Annotated in this window: 6 protein-coding genes; 2 read left to right on the top strand and 4 right to left on the bottom strand. The window is 67.7% G+C overall.

Annotation, left to right across the window (positions count from 1 at the left end):
- Positions 1-4 precede the first annotated feature (4 nt).
- From AAG092_RS16195 to AAG092_RS16180, 4 genes are read right to left on the bottom strand one after another with little or no spacing between them, the layout of a single operon-like run.
- Positions 5-1,615 (bottom strand): alkaline phosphatase family protein, encoded by a 1,611-nt coding sequence (locus AAG092_RS16195; RefSeq protein ID WP_373387468.1) that lies wholly within the window; start codon positions 1,613-1,615, stop codon positions 5-7.
- Complete coding sequence (locus AAG092_RS16190; RefSeq protein WP_373387467.1) at positions 1,612-1,908, bottom strand: acyl carrier protein; 297 nt, start codon at positions 1,906-1,908, stop codon at positions 1,612-1,614. The genes AAG092_RS16195 and AAG092_RS16190 overlap by 4 nt, the downstream gene beginning before the upstream one ends.
- Complete coding sequence (locus AAG092_RS16185; RefSeq protein ID WP_373387466.1) at positions 1,901-6,493, bottom strand: beta-ketoacyl synthase N-terminal-like domain-containing protein; 4,593 nt, start codon at positions 6,491-6,493, stop codon at positions 1,901-1,903. Before AAG092_RS16185 ends, AAG092_RS16190 begins: the two co-directional genes overlap by 8 nt.
- Positions 6,493-14,646, bottom strand: coding sequence for an SDR family NAD(P)-dependent oxidoreductase (locus AAG092_RS16180; protein WP_373387465.1), 8,154 nt, complete (start codon positions 14,644-14,646; stop codon positions 6,493-6,495). Before AAG092_RS16180 ends, AAG092_RS16185 begins: the two co-directional genes overlap by 1 nt.
- Before the next feature lie 671 nt (positions 14,647-15,317).
- Here AAG092_RS16180 and AAG092_RS16175 point away from each other — a divergent pair.
- Both AAG092_RS16175 and AAG092_RS16170 read left to right on the top strand, forming a co-directional pair.
- Positions 15,318-16,154 carry a sulfatase-like hydrolase/transferase gene (locus tag AAG092_RS16175; RefSeq protein WP_373387464.1) on the top strand — a complete coding sequence of 279 codons (837 nt, stop codon included), beginning with the start codon at positions 15,318-15,320 and terminating at the stop codon, positions 16,152-16,154.
- Positions 16,154-17,065 (top strand): sulfotransferase, encoded by a 912-nt coding sequence (locus tag AAG092_RS16170; protein WP_373387463.1) that lies wholly within the window; start codon positions 16,154-16,156, stop codon positions 17,063-17,065. Before AAG092_RS16175 ends, AAG092_RS16170 begins: the two co-directional genes overlap by 1 nt.

Raw genomic sequence — 17,065 nt, 5'->3', positions numbered from 1 at the left:
TGCGTTACTCCATGTAGCCGAGCATCTGCAGCTGCGCCATCAGCTTGTCCTTCTCGTCGTCGGCCATGCCTTCGGCGTTGGCGTCCCTGTTCACGCCGCGGGTGGCCTCGCCGATGCGGATCGGGTTCTGGTTCAGCCAGGGCTTGATGAACATGTCGTTGGCCACCTTGCCCTCGAAGTCGCCGGGTACTTCCAGGCCCTGGCTGTAGAGCAGCGTCGCGCCGACGTCGCAGATGTGCCGACGCTCGATCTGCACACCCTTGCGGATGCCGGGGCCGCAGGCGATGAAGATGCCATCCGGGTGGTGGGTACCGGCCGGTTCTTCACGCGGCTCGACGATCGGCAGCTTGTTCTTGATCGAGACGAAGCCGAAGTCGCGCAGTACCAGCAACAGGTCCGGCGCGTCCATCATCGCCGGGCCGGCAAAGACTTCCTCGCGCAGGTGAATCTCGGCGACGATGCTCTCGCCGGTCAGCGGGTCCTTGAGCGCCTTGATATCGAGGATCAGCTGCTCGCGGAAGGCCTCGTAGTCTTCCGGCTTGATCCCGGTCTCGCCCGGATTGCGCGCCACGCGGATGTTGATGCCGTTGCTCGACGGCGTACGGCAGTAGGCGGTGGTCTTGCTCCAGTCGAGGTTGGCGAACATGCTTTCCTCGCGACGCTTGGCAGCCTCGGAGTCCGGATCGAGCACTTCCTTCCAGTGCAGGTAGCCTTTCTCGAACAGCCAGGCGTTGATCCGCACCACTTCGGTGGTGGCAGTGAAGCCGTGGTCGGAGGCCATGAACACCTGCACATCCGGGCCGGCCATGGTCACCAGTTCCTCGATGAAGCCATCGAGCTGGCGGAAGTAGTCCAGGCACAGCTTGCGCATGCGCTTGTGGTAGTCGCTGACGCCGTCGTGCTGCAGAGCCGGGTCGAGGAACAGCCAGGCCTGGTGCTGCAGCTTGTCGACACCGTCGAACATCACCGCCATCAGCTCCGGCGCTTCCTCCTTGAGCAGGTATTTGGCGATCTCGAACCACTGCTTCTCGCGCGGCAGGTGGTAGCGCACCCAGTTCTCGCGGTCCTCGTCGGTGAGGTCGTCGACCGCCTGCTTCTCCTGCTCGAAGTCCCAGGCCAGCTCCTTCGGATCGAAGCCCGGCAGGTCCTGCTTGAGGCGGTCGTAGAAGTCCGCCGGCACGGTGTTGCGGCGCAGGTGCCGCCAGGGGATGAAGCCCGGCACCATGAAGCCGTTGAGGTCCTTGGGCGGCGGCGCGGTGAACGGCAGGTTGAGCACCGCGACGCGGCGCTGCTGGCGGCTGGCGATCGACCAGATGGTCTCGGCCAGGTTGTCGCGCGAGTCGTAGAGGGTGAAGAACACGTCCTCGCCGCGCTCCTCGGCGCGGATGAAATCCAGCAGGCCGTGGTTGCCCGGGGTGCGCCCGGTCATCAGCGAGACCCAGGCCGGCGGGGTCAGCGGGTTGGGCGTCGAGCGCAGCTTGGCGCGGGTACCGCGGGCCATGAGGCCACCGAGGAAGGGCATCACGGCCGGCTGGCCGTCCTTTTCCACGCAGAGGTCGTCGAGGATGGTGAAGGTGCAGCCATCCATGCCGATGAAGAGGGTACGAGTGGTCATGCCGACACTCCTGTGAGTTTTTCGTGGACGAAATCGATCAGCTGCCCGATGGAGAGATCGTCGACGTAACTGCCGTCGTTCATCAGCAGATCCTGGAAGCCCATCTTCGGGCGGTTGTAGTGCTCTTCGATGGCGACGATCAGCTGGATGATGTCGACCGAGGCGAACTCCATGTCCGCCACCAGCCGGGTCTCGGCGCTCAGCGGTTCGTCCAGCTCGATGCCCCAGTCCTGGGTCAGGTCGGCGACGATATGGATCAGGGTCTGCTCGATTGCGCTCTTGCTCTCAGCCATTGGCCACTCCGTATTCCGCTACTTCCAATTCGGCCCCGGCCAGGGCGATCAGCCGATCGCCATGTATCTCGAAGACCACACTCACGCGCGCCGGCGCCAAGCTGGCGTCTCCGGCGAAACTCACTTCGGCCAGCTCGCCGGTCTCGGCGAACTGCACCTCGAAATCCTGCGGCGCGCCGCGCAGGCCGCAGCCCAGGTACTTGGCAGCGGCCTCCTTGGCGCACCAGGTGCGCAGGGTCAGCTCATCGCGCCAGGCCGGATCGACTGCGGTCAGCACCTGCTGCTCATGGGCGGTGAAGGAGCCGGCCACCAGCTCGGGGCGCTGCAGGCGGTCCAGGCGCTCGGCATCCACGCCCACGGCGCCAGCCGGCACTAGGGCCGCCAGGCAGCCGTCGCGGTCGTGGCTCAGCGATACGGCCGGCGCGGCCAGCCAGTGGCCGTTCCACCAGCCGTCGACGAAGGGCGCGCCCAGCGCGTCGTGCTGCACGCTCACGTCCGCCGGGCAGAGCAGCTCGCCGCACTGCTGGTAGATGAAGTAGCGGGTCGCCTCCTTCAGGCACAGGCGCCCGTGCAGCCACTCGCGGGCGCGGCGAGTCTGGCGTACGGCTTCCCACTCCTCGCGCTCCTCCGCGGCCAGCACGGCGTGGGCGAGGATGCGCAGGAAGATCGCCGCCGACTGCTTGCAGAAGTCCTCGGGCAGCTGTTCCAGCTGCCACAGCAGGACCTCCGGCAAGGCGCTGGCCAGCGGCGCGCCGAGCCAGCCGTTCATCGGCTCGCGGCGTAGCTGGTAGAAGGCGTTGGGCACCGGGAAGAACAGGTTGGCGAAACCGCTGGCATGCAGCAGCAAGCGGCCTTGGTGCAGGCAGTCGAAAGTCCAGGTGCGCGGCGCATCCAGGCCGGCGTTGGCCGCATCGACCGGGAGCTGGCGGCCGCGCAGCCAGGCGCCAGACAGGTCGGCCGGAGCCGGCGCGTGCAGCTCGATGCGGGCGATATGCGAGGGGAAGCTGTTGAAGTCGGTGCCGACCTGCTGCGCCAGCCAATAGGCGGCCAGCTGGCCGAGGGCGTCCAGCAGCACCGGATTGAGCACAAGGGCGCAGGGCTCGCCGTCATGTACGAAACCATGCACTGAGCAGTTGGCGAGCTGGGCATCGATGCCCTCCTCCGCCCAGGCATGAATGCCGGCGATACTCTGGAACAGCGGGCCGTGGAACATGCCGGTGCTGTACAGCTCGTGGTCCGGCCAGCGGTAGCCGATGCCGCCCTGCAGCTCGGCCAGCGGCGTGCCGGTGAGCGGCGCGGCGAAGCGGAATTCGGCGCTCATCACCAGGCTGCCGGCATTGTGCAGCTCGGCCCGGTAGTGGTTGTCGGCGACGCGCTCGGCCTGTACCTGCAGGGTCAGTTCACCACGATCCAGGGCCACCCAGTCGAAGGCACGGACGTTCTCGATCAGGTTGATTGCCACGCTGTCGGCCAGCAGCGCGCAGGCCTCGGCCATGATTTCCAGGCTGGCCATCATCGCCACGCAGGCCAGGCCCTGCAGCTCGGGCTGATGGTAGGAACTGGGGCCGGACAGCACGTGGTCGGCGAGGAAGCGGTCGGTGGACCACAGCGGGCACTGGGCGCTGAGCCGCTCGCCCTGGCGCTGGATATCCACCAGCAGCGGCGCCGTCGGGCTGGCTGCCAGCGGCTGCGCAGGCACGGCCGCGACCGGCTGGAACAGTTCGCGCAGCAGCTCGCCGAGCGACTCATTCACATGCACCACCGGCATGGTGTTCTTCACCAGCATGCCGCGCTTGGGTTGTGGCAACGGCTGGTCGAGGTCGAGCACACGGCAGGCGATGCCGCGGTAGAGCTTGCCGAGGTCCACCGCCTTGCCGTTGACGAACAGGCTGCCGAGCAGGTTGAACAGCTGCTCCACGCCGCTGCGCTTGCGCGCATTGGAGGCGATGGCCATGTACTCCTCGCCGCCGAGGATGTCGTTGACGAAGCCGGTCAGGTTGCCCGACGGGCCGATCTCGACGAAGTAGCGCACGCCATCACGGTGCATGTTGGCGATGGTTTCGCGGAAGCGCACGGTGTTCGACCACTGCGCTGCGGCCAGCTCGCAGACTGCGGAAGAGTCCGCCGGAAACAGGCCGGCGCTGGCGCAGGAATACAGCGCGGTCTTCGGCGCCTGCAAGCCGACGTCCTGGTAGTAGCGGTGGAAGGCCGTGGTCACCGCGGCGAACAGCGGTGTGTGGTAGGCGCGGTCGAACGGCAGGATCGAGCAGATGCCGCCCTCCTCGCTCAGGCTCTTGAGCAGCCCCTCGATGGTGGCGCGTCCTGCGAACAGCACCAGCTGGTTCTGGCAGTTATCCATGGCCACCGAAACCGTCTCGGCGCAGGCGGCAATGTGCCGGTCCACCACTTCGCGCTTGAGCGCGCCAACGGTGAGCAGCGCGCCGGTGGCGATGCCACCGCCATCCAGCACGCCGCGGTAGACCTTGTTCAGCTCGCGGATAAAGTCGGCCAACTGCTCTCTGTTGGTGAAGGCGATGGCACCGCTGGCGGCCAGGGCCGAGGACTCGCCGGTGCTGTGGCCGAGCATGGCGTCCGGCTCCACGCCCAGGGCACCGAGCAGGCTGAACAGGGCCTGGCTGGCGACGAACACCGCCTCGGAGCCCACGTCCATGTCGAACAGGCGCGCCTCCAGGCGCTGGCGCAGTTCGTCATCCAGCTCGCTGGCCGGTGGGAACAGGATGTCGGTACGGGTCGAGCCGGGCTGTTCGTCATACAGGCCCTGCCAGAAGTCGAACCACTCGCGCACTTCCGGGAACTGCTGGGCCAGGTCGGCCAGCATGTTCAGGTACTGCGAGCCTTCGCCGGGGAACAGGAAAGCCAGCTTGCCCTGCAGCGGCTGGTTGCTGAACACCAGCCCGGTGCGGGTCATCCAGCGCGGGCTCTTGGCCTCGGCGATCTTCTTCGCCGCCTGCTGCAGCTTCTTCGCCAGCTCGGCCACATCACCGGCCAGCACGGCCAAGCGCACCGGCTGGTCGGCGCAGTCGCGGGCGGCCAGGGTGGCGGCCAGGTCCAGCAGCGCCACGCCGGGGTTGTTGTCTATATAAGCCTGTACCTGCTGCAGCTGGGCCAGCAATGCAGCCTCGCTGGCTGCGGCGAACACGCACAGCTCGCACTCGCGGCGGGCGAAACTCAGCGGACGCTGGGCGGCGGCCGGCGCCTCCTCCAGCACCGCATGGGTATTGATGCCGCCGAAGCCGAACGAGTTGATCCCGGCGCGGCGCGGGCTGTGCGGCTTGGCGATCCACGGCTTGCTGGCGGTGTTGACATACAAAGGGGTGGCGCCGATGCCCAAGGCCGGGTTGACCGTGCCACACAGGGTCGGCGGCAGCACCTTGTGGTGCAGGGCCAGGCTGGTCTTGATCAGGCCGGCGATGCCGGCAGCGGGAATGCAGTGGCTGATCATCGACTTCACCGAGCCGATGGCCACGCTGCCGAGCAGGCCCTGGCGCTCGCCGAGCACGCTGCGCAGGGCGGCGATCTCGGTCTTGTCGCCGAGCGGAATGCCGGTGCCGTGGGCCTCGACCAGGGAGATGCTGGCCGGATCGACGCCACTGCTCTCATAGGCGCGGCGGATCGACAGGGCCTCGCCCTCCTCGCTCGGCGCCAGCAGGCCGGTGCCACGACCATCGCTGGCCTGGCCGATGCCGCGCAGCACGGCGTAGATGCGGTCGCCGTCGGCCAGGGCATCATCCACACGCTTGAGCACCACCATGCCCAGACCTTCGCCGAGCAGGGTGCCATCGCTGCCCTGCTCGAATGGGCGCACCTTGCCACGCCCGCTGAGGGCGCCGAGCTGGGTGAAGATCACTGAGACCTCGGCCGGCAGCGAGGCGTTGACCCCGCCGGCGATCATCAGGCGGCTGCGCCCGCTGCGCAGCTCGTCCATGGCGGCGTTGACCGCCAGCAGCGAGGACGAACAGGCGGCGTCGACTATGTAGTTGGGGCCCCGCAGGTTGAGGCGGTTGGCAATGCGCCCAGTCATCACGTTGGGCACCAGGCCCGGGGCGATGTCGGTATTGGATGGCGGCAGCTGCTTCTGCAGCGCCGTGTGCAGGCGCGCCAGGTCGTCCGCGCTCAGGCTCGGCTGGGCGGCCTTGAGCAGCTCCAGGGTCTGATCGAGGACGATGTGGTTCTGGATATGGCTGACCTGGCCGCGGTGCAGGTAAGTGCTGTGGCCGAGGATGATGCCGGTGTCGCGATGGTCGACGCCGTCGCCCGCGTAGCCGGCATCCTGCAGGGCATCGAAGGCCACCTTGAGGGCGAGGAACTGGTCTGGCTCACCGCCGTCCACCGAGTTGGGCATGATGCCGAACTCGCGCGGATCGAAGCGGTACAGGTCGTTCAGGTAGCCGCCGTGCTGGGTGTTGATGCGCCCCGAGTCCAGGTAGCGCTGCGCCTCCCACTCGTCCTGCGGTTCGCCGACGGCGTCGGTGCCGGCCAGGATGTTACGCCAGAAGCCTGCCAGGTCCGGGGCCTGCGGGAAGATGCAGGCCATGCCGATGATGGCGATAGGCGCGTTGCTCATCACTCGGTTTCCTTGCGCAGGTGGGTGCCGCCCAGGCGATTGAGGCGCGCATCGACTATGCACTGCAGGTCTTCGATCAGCAGCAGCAGGCGGCCCTCGTCGTCGCTGAAGAACACGTTGGCGCGCACTTGCTGCGCCTCGCCGGGCAGGCACTGGAAGTCCATGTGGAAACGCTCGGGCAGCTGCTCGACGTAGCGGATCACCCGGCCGAACTGCGCCGGCAGCGCCGAACCGTCGTGGAAGGTGCGGGCCCAGAGCAGGGCCATCTGCGGCGCGGCGTCGAGCACCGCCGGGTCGATGATCCACTGTTGCTCGGCACGGCCGCCGGCCAGCCACTGCTGCGGCGAGCTGGGACACATCAGCGCCGCCGCACCCTGGCTGGACAGGCCACTGATGCCACGGATGACCTGGAAGCGCGGGCCGTGGAACAGCCACTCCTGGTAGGCCTTGGCCACCGGCAACTCGCGCTCGCGGTACTCGCCGATCGTGTGGCGCGGCGCCTCGGGCAGCTGCTGGGCCATCTTCACTGCGGCGCGGTAGTGCATGCGCTGCTGCTTGCCGTTGCCGGAACGGATGCTGATGCTGGCGTCGAAGCCTTCGCTGCTGGCGTAGGTCGGCGGGTTGATCAGCACCGACAGGGCCTGGGTCGGCTCGCTCAGCTGCACGCCCTTGAGCAGGCGCAGCTCGGCCACTTCGGCAACTATCCAGCCTGGCCACATCAGGGTGGCGGCCTCGGCGATGATCTCCAGGGCCACGGCGGCGGGAAGCACCGGGATGCCGTCGATGCAGTGTTCCTGCAGGTAGCCGTGGCTGGCGTCCAGATTGAAGTGCAGTACTTGGGTGCCCTTCTCGCCATCTTCGATGCGGCACTGGGTCAGCAGCGGCTGGCGAGCGGTCTGCGGAGCGTCGCCGGCATCTTCCTGGCAGCGGCCGACCTCCGCCTCGTGGCGCTCCCAGGGACCGTCGCCGGCCACCACTTCCACCGCGTGTCCGGCCTTCAGACGCAAGGTCTCGTCGAACAGGCGCCGGCCTTGAGCGGCACCGACCAGGGCCACGCCCTTGTCGGCAAATTTCTTCTCGGTCTCGGCAGTGACCATGCCGGCGCCGAACAGGGTCGGCCCCCAGGGGCCCCAGTTCAGCGACAGCAGCTTGACCTGGTTGCCCCACAGTCGCTGCAGCTGGCAGCACAGGCGGCTCATCAGCTCATTGGCGGTGGCGTAGTCGAGCTGGCCGCTGTTGCCGTAGCGCCCGGCCACCGAGCTGAACACGCAGAAGAACTGCAGCTCCTCGACGCGCACCAGCTTCTGCAGCAGGAGCATGCCCAGCACCTTGGTGCCGACCACGCGCATCCAGCTATCGGGAGTCTTGTCTTCCAGCAGCTTGTCTTCGATCACCCCGGCGCCGTGCACCACGCCGCTGAGCTTGCCATGGCGCTGACGAATGCCGTCGATGGCGGCGACCAGCGCCGCCTCGTCGGTGGCATCCACCGCCAGGTACTCGACCGTCGCGCCGCGGGCGCGCAGGTCGGCGATATTGCTGTGCATCTCGCGCAGGCCGAGCAGCGCGGCGATGCGTTTCTGCATCTCGGCCGGGGTCAGCTTGAGGCGGCCGGCGCGCACCTCGCCGATGAAGTGCTGGCGCAGCTGCTGCTCGCCCTGCAGCGCGGCGGTGTCGGCGCTCTCTTCCTGCAACGGGCTGCGCCCGGTCAGCACCAGCACATTGCCGGGGCGGGCGATCTCGCGCAGCACCTCGGCGGTGATGCCGCGGGCGCCACCGGTGGCCAGCACCACGGCATTCTCCAGCGGCGGCAACAGGTCCTCGGCGGTGACCTCGTCGACCTGGGTGCGGAACACCGTGCGCCGGCCGGCCGGATAGCCGACCTCCTGGCGCCCGCCAACCAGCTGAAGCTCGGCGGTGATGATGGCCAACTGCTCGGCATCGCTCAGCGCCGGATCCAGGTCGATGGCACGGGTACGCAGGGCCGGTCGCTCCTCGCGAATCGACTTGATCAGGCCGCTGCCACCGCCCTGCAGGCTCAGGGCCTGGCGCTGTTCATCAATGCCGCGAGCGAACAGGCCGCCCAGGGCGCTGAGCGCGACCACGTGGGCATCACTGCGCAGCTGCGCGGCAAGCGAGTGGAGGATCAGGTACAGCGACTTCTCGTTGACCAGCAGTTCGCGCTGCCAGTCCTGCAGTCCGGCATCCACCGGCAGGGCCTGCGCGCCCAGGGCGGCCAGGTGGATGACCCCGGCGACCTGCTTGTCGGGATTGGCCGCCGTTTCGCGGCACCAGGCATTGAGCGCCGCCTCGTCGGCCAGCAGACCGGGGCTCAGCAGGGACACCGTACAGCCGCGCTGCTCCAGCCACTCCTGCAGGCGCAGGGCCAGGCCATGGTCGTCGGCGGTGAGAATGAAGTAGCCCGGCTCGAACTGGCGCAGGGCCTGCTCGGGGATGGCCTCCTCCTCGGGTGCCACGATATGCCGAGGCGAGTGGCTGGCCGCTACCGGCACAGTCTTCTGGCTCGCCTCGGCCGACTCAAAAGGGACGGCTACCTCGCCGACGTCCAGCCCTTCGAGCATCTTCAGCATGTCCGCCAGGGTCGCTCGCGTGTTGAGCTGGCTGCGCGCCTCGCCCAGGGCACTGCCGTAGGCCGGCGGCAGGGTCTGCAGCAGGGCGCCGACGATTTCCACGCGCTTGATCGAGTCGATGCCGAGGTCGGCTTCCAGGTTCTGCTCCAGGCCGACCATGTCGCTCGGGTAGCCGGTGCGCTCCTCGACGATGGACAGCAGCAGGTCCTTGAGCTTCGGCTTCTCGGCCTGGGTCGCCGGCGGCGTGGCGGTGGCCGGAGCGGAAACTGGCACAGCGGCGGCCACGGGTGCAGGTGTGGCGGGTGCAGCGGCGACCGGAACCGGCGGCGCAACGGCTACAGCAGCTGGAGCCGGAGCCATGCGCGCGGCCGGCGCGGCAGCCACCGGGCGACGCGGCGCCGGCACGGCGGCAGGAATGCTGCGCGGAAGCGCCGTCGGCATGGCGCCGCCGGCCATGAAGGCGTTGAGCACGCGCTCCTGGGTTTCCAGGAACTGGCGCATGGTGGCGAAGTATTCCGCCATCACCGATGACATCTCGTCACCTTGGATTGCCGTGGGTTCGGACATGACCAGCCTCTCCTTGTGTCGCTCTGCGCTGTGCGGCAGGGTTGCGGGATTGCGGTTGAGCGGCACCACTACCGGGTGCGCTTCGATCTTGGGTTCGGCGTGCTGCAGTACCTCGCCCTGCAGCACGCCGATCTGCCGCGGCGCCTCGCTGGCGCGGCGGGCGCCGCTGCCATTGAGCAGCCAGGCCTGCTTGGGCAGGCTGGCGTCGCGCCACAACCCGTCGAGACGGCCGTTGGCACTGGGCTGACAGGCGCGCCCGGCGAACAGGCGCCGGGGCTGGAAGGCCACACCTAGGCAATGCAGACGCGCCAGGGCCAGCAGCAGGCTGGCGAGACCGCCACCGCGCTCGTCCAGGGCCACCGCCTGGTGCGGCTTGCCGTCGAGGATGCGGCCGACCAGGCGGCTGAGCACGGCCTTGGGCCCGACCTCGATGAATACCCGGGCACCGGCTGCATGCATGGCCTCGATCTGGGCGACGAACTCCACCGGCTTGACCAGGTGCTCGGCCATGGCCTGCTTGACCCGTGCCGGCTCGGCGGCATGCAGGGCGGCACTGGCGTTGGAGTAGACCGGCAAGCGCCCGGCCTGCCAGGGCGTGGCGGCGATGGCGGCGGCCAGCAGGCCCTGGGCCGGGGCGACGAAGGGCGAATGGAAGGCCGCGGCCACCGGGATCGGGCTGGCGTTGATACCGGCCTGCTGCAGCACCTCCAGGGCGCGGGCGATGCCGGCCGTGGAGCCGCTGATGATGCTCTGCTCCGGCGCGTTGTGGTTGGCCACCAGCAACTGCGGGATGGCGGCGATGGCCTGCTCCACCTGCTCGCGCGGCGCCTGCACCATGGCCATGCTGCCCAGCTCGCTGCCGGCACTGGCGGCGGCCTCGACGATGAAGCGGCCGCGGGCCTCGGACAGGTTCATCAGGCCGGCGAAGTCGATCTGCCCGGCCGCAAACAGGGCAACGAACTCGCCGTAGCTGTGGCCGGCGAGCATATCGCCGTCGATACCCAACTCGCGCAGCAGACGCAGCAGACCCGCCTCCACCGCGCCGAGGGCCGGCTGAGCCACGTCGGTGCTGGTCAGCGCGGCAGTCGCCGCCTGGCGCGAGGCTTCGTCGTAGCAGGCCCGAGGATGGATGAACTGGCTCAGCGGCTTCTTGACAAAACGCTCGGTGCCGGCGGCCAGCAGACTGTCGGCCTCGGCCAGGGTGTCGGCAACCACCGGGAACAGCACGGCCAGTTCGCGCAGCATGTTGATACTCTGCGAGCCCTGGCCGGGGAACAGCAGGGCTACCTGGCCCGGTTCGACACGGCTGTCGCCGAGCACGATGGCCGGGTCTATCTGCGCCTCGCCGGCCAGGCGCTGCTGGGCCTTGGCCAGCTTGTCGGCCAGTTCGTCGAGGCTACCGACCACCAGCGCCAGGCTGTGCTCCCCCTGGCCGAGGTTGTCGCTCAGATAACAGGCGATATCGCGCAGCACCACCTTGCCCGGCGCCGCCAGCTGCGCCTGCAACTGGGCCACCTGGGACTGCAGCTGCTCGCGGCTGCCACCGCGCCACAGCAGCAGCTCGGCGCTCCAGGCGTCGCTGACGCCCTGGGTCAGCCAGGGGCGATATTCGCCGGCATACTCCTCGAGCACCGCGTGGAAGTTGGTGCCGCCGAAGCCGAAGGCACTGACCGCGGCGCGCCGCGGCAGGTCGGTGCGAGCCAGCCAGGGCTGCGCCTCGTCGAGCACGCAGAGCGGGCTGTCGTCCTTCTTCAGCACTGGATTGGGCGACTGCACGCCCAGGTGCGGCGGCAGCACCTTGTGGTGCAGGGCCAGGGCCGCCTTGATCATCCCGGCCACACCGGCGGTGGCCTTGGTGTGGCCGATCATGGTCTTCACCGAGCCGACCACCGCCTGGGCCGGGCGGCTGCCGGCCTCGCGCAACAGCGAAGTGGTGCTGTCCAGTTCGGCGGTGTCGCCGGCCACGGTGCCGGTGCCATGGGCCTCGAACAGGCCGACGCTGTCCGGACCGAAACCGGCCTGCTGGTAGGCACGGCGCATGGCGCGCAGCTGGCCGGCGGGCAACGGCGCGGTCAAGCCCTTGGCCTTGCCATCGCTGCTGCCGGCCATGCCCTTGATCACCGCGTAGACACGGTCGCCATCACGCTCGGCATCGCTCAGGCGCTTCAGCGCCAGCATGGCGATGCCTTCGGAAATCACGATACCGTCGGCCGATTCGTCGAAGGTGCGGCAACGGCCGCGCGGCGACAGGGCCTGGGTCTTGCTGAAACACAGGTAGCCGAACGGGCCCTGAACGGTGTCCACGCCACCGGCGATGACCAGGTCGCTGCGCCCGGAGAGCAGCTCGTTGATGCCCTGGTAGATGGCGGCCAGCGACGAGGCACAGGCCGCGTCGGTGGCGAAGTTGACGCCGCCGAAGTCCAGGCGGTTGGCGATGCGCCCGGCCATCACGTTGATCAGGATGCCGGCGAAGGTGTCCTCGGTCCATTGCGGCAGGCGCCCGGCGATCTCGCCCGGCAGGTCGCCCTTGAAGCGCGGCAGCTCGGAGCGCAGGCCGTACTGCATGCCGACGTCGCCGGCGCCACCGCTGGCACCGATGATCACCGAGGCCTTCTCGCGGTTGAAGCCGCGCTGTTCGTAGCCGGCGTCGGCAAGGGTCTGGCGGGCGATGTCGAGGGCCATCAGCTGCATCGGGTCGACCGACTCGATGGACTTGGGCGGCATGCCGTAGCGGGTCGGGTCGAACACCAGATCGTCGAGGAAACCGCCCCAGCGCGAGTAGATCTTGTCCGGCGCGCTGCGGTTTTCGTCGAAGTACAGGCGCCAGTCCCAGCGGTGCGAGGGGATCTCGGTGATGGCATCGACCTTGGCCAGGATGTTCTGCCAGTACTCGCGGGTGGTGCTGGCGCCGGGCAGGATCGAGCCCATGCCGATAATGGCGATGTCGGCCGGCTCGCCGGGCTCGACAGCCGTTTCGAGCTGGGCCTGCTGGTAGTCCTCCAGCAGGGCCAGGGAATCCTCGGTGACACTGCGGTGCAGGCTGGCGACGTCGGTGATGGCGTCACGCAGGGTGGCGACCTGGCCGATCATGTACATGCCGTCGGTCACCTGCTCGGCGGCGGAGAACTCCTTGAGCGTGCCCTCCTCGCCCACTCGCATGCTGCCCTTGGAGGCCAGACGCAGGCGACCGAGGATCAGGTCGTCGAGCTGCTCGCGGGCCTCGTCGGCCGGCACCGCCTGCTGCTTCAGCTCGTTGCGCCGGGCGAAGAAGGCGGCGGCAAAGGGTGTGTAGGCGCAGCGGCTGGCATGGCCGGTGCCGGACTCCAGGTTGACCGTGCGGGCGCACTCGATGGCCTGCTGCTGGAAGCCCTCGACGATGGCGCCGGCCTCGACGATCTCGCGGGTGAACAGGTAGGCACTGCCCATCAGCAGGCCGACCTTGACGCCCTTGGCCAGCAGCGGCGCGGCCATGGCCTGGACCATGGCCGAGGAGCGCGCGTCATGGATGCCGCCGGCAAACAGCACCTGGATCTCGTGCGCCGGCACGCCCAGGGCGATCTCCTCCAGCAGACGGTCGATCATGCTGCTCCACAGCACGAAGCTGCTCAGCGGGCCGACGTGACCGCCGCACTCGCGGCCCTCGAAGATGAAGCGCCGTGCGCCTTCCTTGAGGAACATCGGGATCAGGTTGGACGAAGGCACATGCAGGAAGGACGGGATGCCCGACTGCTCCAGACGCACCGCCTGATCCGGACGGCCGCCGGCGATGATGGCGTAGCTGGGCTGGTGCGGCTTGGCCGCGGCGATCTGCTCGTCCAGCAGGGTCTGCGGGGCGAAGCCGAGCAGGCCGATACCCCAGGGACGGCCGGCCAGCAGCTCGGCGGTCTTTTCCAACAGGCCAGCCAGCGGCTTGCCCTTGAGCAACGCCAGGGCCAGCATTGGCAGCGCCCCAGCTGCGGCCACCGCGGCGGCGAATTCGGCCTTGTCCGAGACCCGGCTCATCGGCCCCTGCACCAGCGGCAGGCCCAGGCCCAGGGCCTCGGCCAGGGGCGCGCGCTCGGCACGCAGGGCACGGGCGCTCAGGGCGAGCTGCGGGTTGTGCTGCACGGCCGCATCGATGGCCTGGAACAGCTGGGCGACACTGCCGTACTGCTTCTGCCAGGCGGCGGCGAAGGCCACGTCCTGCCCCAACGGCAGCAGGCCGGCAGGCGGATTGCGCCACTCCACCTCGGCCAGCAGGCGCTCGCGCATCTGCTCGGGTGTCAGGGATTCGGCAGCGGCGATGAAGGCCTTGGCCTTGGCGAAGCCGGGACGCGAGAGAATGCGGCAGTAGCGGCCCAACTCGCCGTTGCCGGCGGCTACCGTTTCGCTGCCGGAGAGGCTACGCAGGTGTGGCTGCAGCTCGGCCGCCAGCGGCGACTCCTGCAACAACAGCACCTGGCTGTCCAGTGCGATGCCGGCAAAACCGGCCAGTGCCGCGGCGGCAGCGGTATGCGGGGTGACACCGCCGCGCAGGTAGAGTGGCAGGCCACAGGTCGCGCGCCAGTGCTGGGCGAGGATGAAGGCGCTGCTCTCGCCGACGAAGCCGGCGGCCTCGTGCCCCTTGAGCAGCAGTCCGTCCAGGCCGGCCGCGATGCCGGGCTCCAAGGGATCGTTGTCACTCAGTTCGAGCAGCAGGGTTGCTGCATCACGGTGCTCGGCCAGCCACTCCTGCCACTCGCCCCACTGCTCGCGACCGAGGATCAGTAACCTCAGCCCCTTGCCGAACAATCCGACGAGCCGCCCGGCCAGCTCCTCATCGAAGCCCCCCAGACGCACGCCAAAGCCACGCGCACCGGCATGGCGGGCCAGCAGCGCCAACTGCTCGACCCGCGGATCACGACTCAGCTCCAGGTCCAGCACGCCGACCCCGCCGGCACGGGACGCGGCTATCGCCAGTGCGGGGTGGCCAAGGCCGACGGGTGACAGCAGCAGCTTGAGGAGACCGGCGCCATGCATGATTCGTAGCTCTTTCTGAGGCCAAGAAACCCCGCGCGACGGAAGCTCCGCTCACGATCGAGGACCAATTAGCTAGCAGCGACTACTGAACTGTTGAGGCTCGAATGCAAGAAGCGGGCAAAGCCCGAGAACACGCATTGAAAGCTCGACCGTCCCCACCGCAATCCGTTGCAAACCCACCCAGACACCGACACCCGCCACTCGAGTAGCAGGGCATGGCAGAGGAATGATGAATCAGGGCAGGTACAGGTATTTTATTTTTATGAATTACCGCTCATCTGAACCGGTACAGTGCGAAGCGCACCACAACGAAGCAAAAACTTTACTGCTGGCTATTTACCACCAGCCATCCAATAGTGTCAAAATTACATGCACAAGATGTGACACAAAATTATTTTGTCAAAATAACATCGCACCATAAGAACAATAGAGACGCTCCCCCGCCCCCTTCCTCGGGAGGGGGCGGGGGTAAATCGCAATCGGGAAACTGTTCTGCGCCAGGACTACGGCACGGTTGATGCAGCCCTGCACCAGCATCGCGGAACATGACTCGCATCAAGGAGCCCGTACGGTATGGATACCTCGCCCCCCTGCCACTCCTCCATCCCGGCACTCCCCCAGCCTTCCGCGCAGAACACCCTGCCCGCCCCAGCCCCAGAGAGGACAACCCCATGAGCGCGCCCATCAACCACATCGTGTTCATCATCATGGACAGCTGCCGCTACGACTCCTGCATGGCCGCTGCCACGCCGAACATCGAGCGCGTCGGCCAGGTGCAGAAGCGCTACTCCTACGCCTCCTGGACCGCCCCCTCGCACTACGCCTTCACCATGGGCATGCTGCCGCACAGCACGCCGCGCGAGGTCTACGCCTCCGAGGTGTACAAGGAGGAATTCGTCCAGTGGGTGGAACGCACCGGCATCGCTGACGTGTCGTTCCGCGACTTCATCCCCGAGCTGTCGCTGCCCAAAGTGCTCGGCCAGCTGGGCTATCGCACCGTGGCGCGGGTATCGATGCCGGTACTCAACCAGCAGACGGCGATCAATCAGCACTTCGATGATTACAAGCTGATGAGCAACCACAACGACTTCGCCGGCATGGTCGAGGAGATGACCTTCCCCGAGGATGAACCGCACTACTACTTCCTCAACCTGGGCGAGACCCACTATCCCTACATGCTCAAGGACGAGAATCTGCCACGCATCTCCGGCGTGCACGGGGTGTTCAAGAGCCTCGGCGGCGAAACCCAGCACAATGCCGCGGACAGCGAGGCGTTCTTCGACCAGGAGCAGATGGAAATGCTGCGCCAGCAGCAGATCCGCTGCGTGGAGTACGTCGACGGGCTGATCGGCAAACTGATGGAAAAGGCACCGGAGAACACCTGGTTCATCATCACCGCCGACCACGGCGAGCTGTTCGGCGAGGATGGCTACTTCGGCCACGGCCCGATCATGCATGAGAAGTGTTTCGAGGTGCCCTTCGTCGAAGGCTACGCGAGCAAGGTCTGATGACTCAGCCGCTGTTCATCCTGGCCCTGCCACGCTCCTACACCTCGCTGATCGCAGGCATGCTGGGGCAGCATCCGCAGACCTACGGGCTGCCGGAACTGAACCTGTTCACCGTGGACCGGCTGATCGAGATGTGGCAGGACGGCAAGGGCAAGACCGCCTTCATCAAGTTCCAGCGCCACGGCATCCTGCGCGCCGTGGCCGAGATCTATGCCGGCGAACAGAGCAGCAGCGCCGTGGTGATGGCCAACCACTGGGTGGCGGCGCGACAGAACCGCAGCGGCATGGAGGTATTCCGCGAGATCACCGGTGCCGTCGCGCCGCTGATGGCCATCGACAAGAGCCCGGCTCACGTGGTCAGTCCGGTCTACCTGGAGCGCATCTATGCGGCCTATCCGGATGCGTTCTACATGCACCTGACCCGGCACCCGATCAACCAGGGTAATTCGGTCATGCAGATCCAGGAAGGCAACTACGCCCTGTCGGTGAACTCCATCGACTACAGCGGTAGCGAAGCCATAGTCGACCCGCAGATCGCCTGGCACGACATCAACCTGAACATCATGGAGCTGCTGTCCAAGATCCCGCCGCGGCAGAAGATGCATGTACGAGGCGAGGACGTCATGGCCGACCCGCTGACCGAACTGGCGAAGATCTGCCGCTGGCTGGGCCTGCGCGATGACATCGAGGCCCTGGAGGACATGCTGCACCCCGAGCTGTCGCCGTTCTCCAGAGTCGGCCCGATCAATGCCCTGTTCGGCAACGACCCCAACTTCCTGCGCAATCCGGTATTCGAACCGCACACACCCAAGCAGCCCCCGCTGCGCGCGCCGCTGCCATGGCGCCTGGATGGTGCTCCCCTGCGGCCGGAGGTCCAGCGCCTGGCGCTGGAGTTCGGCTACTCGCACTGA

The sequence above is a fragment of the Pseudomonas alcaligenes genome, from assembly GCF_041729615.1.
GTDB classification, from domain to species: Bacteria; Pseudomonadota; Gammaproteobacteria; order Pseudomonadales; family Pseudomonadaceae; genus Aquipseudomonas; species Aquipseudomonas alcaligenes_B.
The sequence above is the reverse complement of the archived record's forward strand: the minus strand, read 5'-3'. Positions and strand labels throughout refer to the sequence as shown.

Bases quoted from the DNA above. Each gene is read 5' to 3' on its own strand.
- AAG092_RS16180 (WP_373387465.1), bottom strand. From the start codon at position 14,646: ATGCATGGCGCCGGTCTCCTCAAGCTGCTGCTGTCACCCGTCGGCCTT.
- AAG092_RS16185 (WP_373387466.1), bottom strand. From the start codon at position 6,493: ATGAGCAACGCGCCTATCGCCATCATCGGCATGGCCTGCATCTTCCCG.
- AAG092_RS16190 (WP_373387467.1), bottom strand. From the start codon at position 1,908: ATGGCTGAGAGCAAGAGCGCAATCGAGCAGACCCTGATCCATATCGTC.
- AAG092_RS16170 (WP_373387463.1), top strand. From the start codon at position 16,154: ATGACTCAGCCGCTGTTCATCCTGGCCCTGCCACGCTCCTACACCTCG.
- AAG092_RS16195 (WP_373387468.1), bottom strand. From the start codon at position 1,615: ATGACCACTCGTACCCTCTTCATCGGCATGGATGGCTGCACCTTCACC.
- AAG092_RS16175 (WP_373387464.1), top strand. From the start codon at position 15,318: ATGAGCGCGCCCATCAACCACATCGTGTTCATCATCATGGACAGCTGC.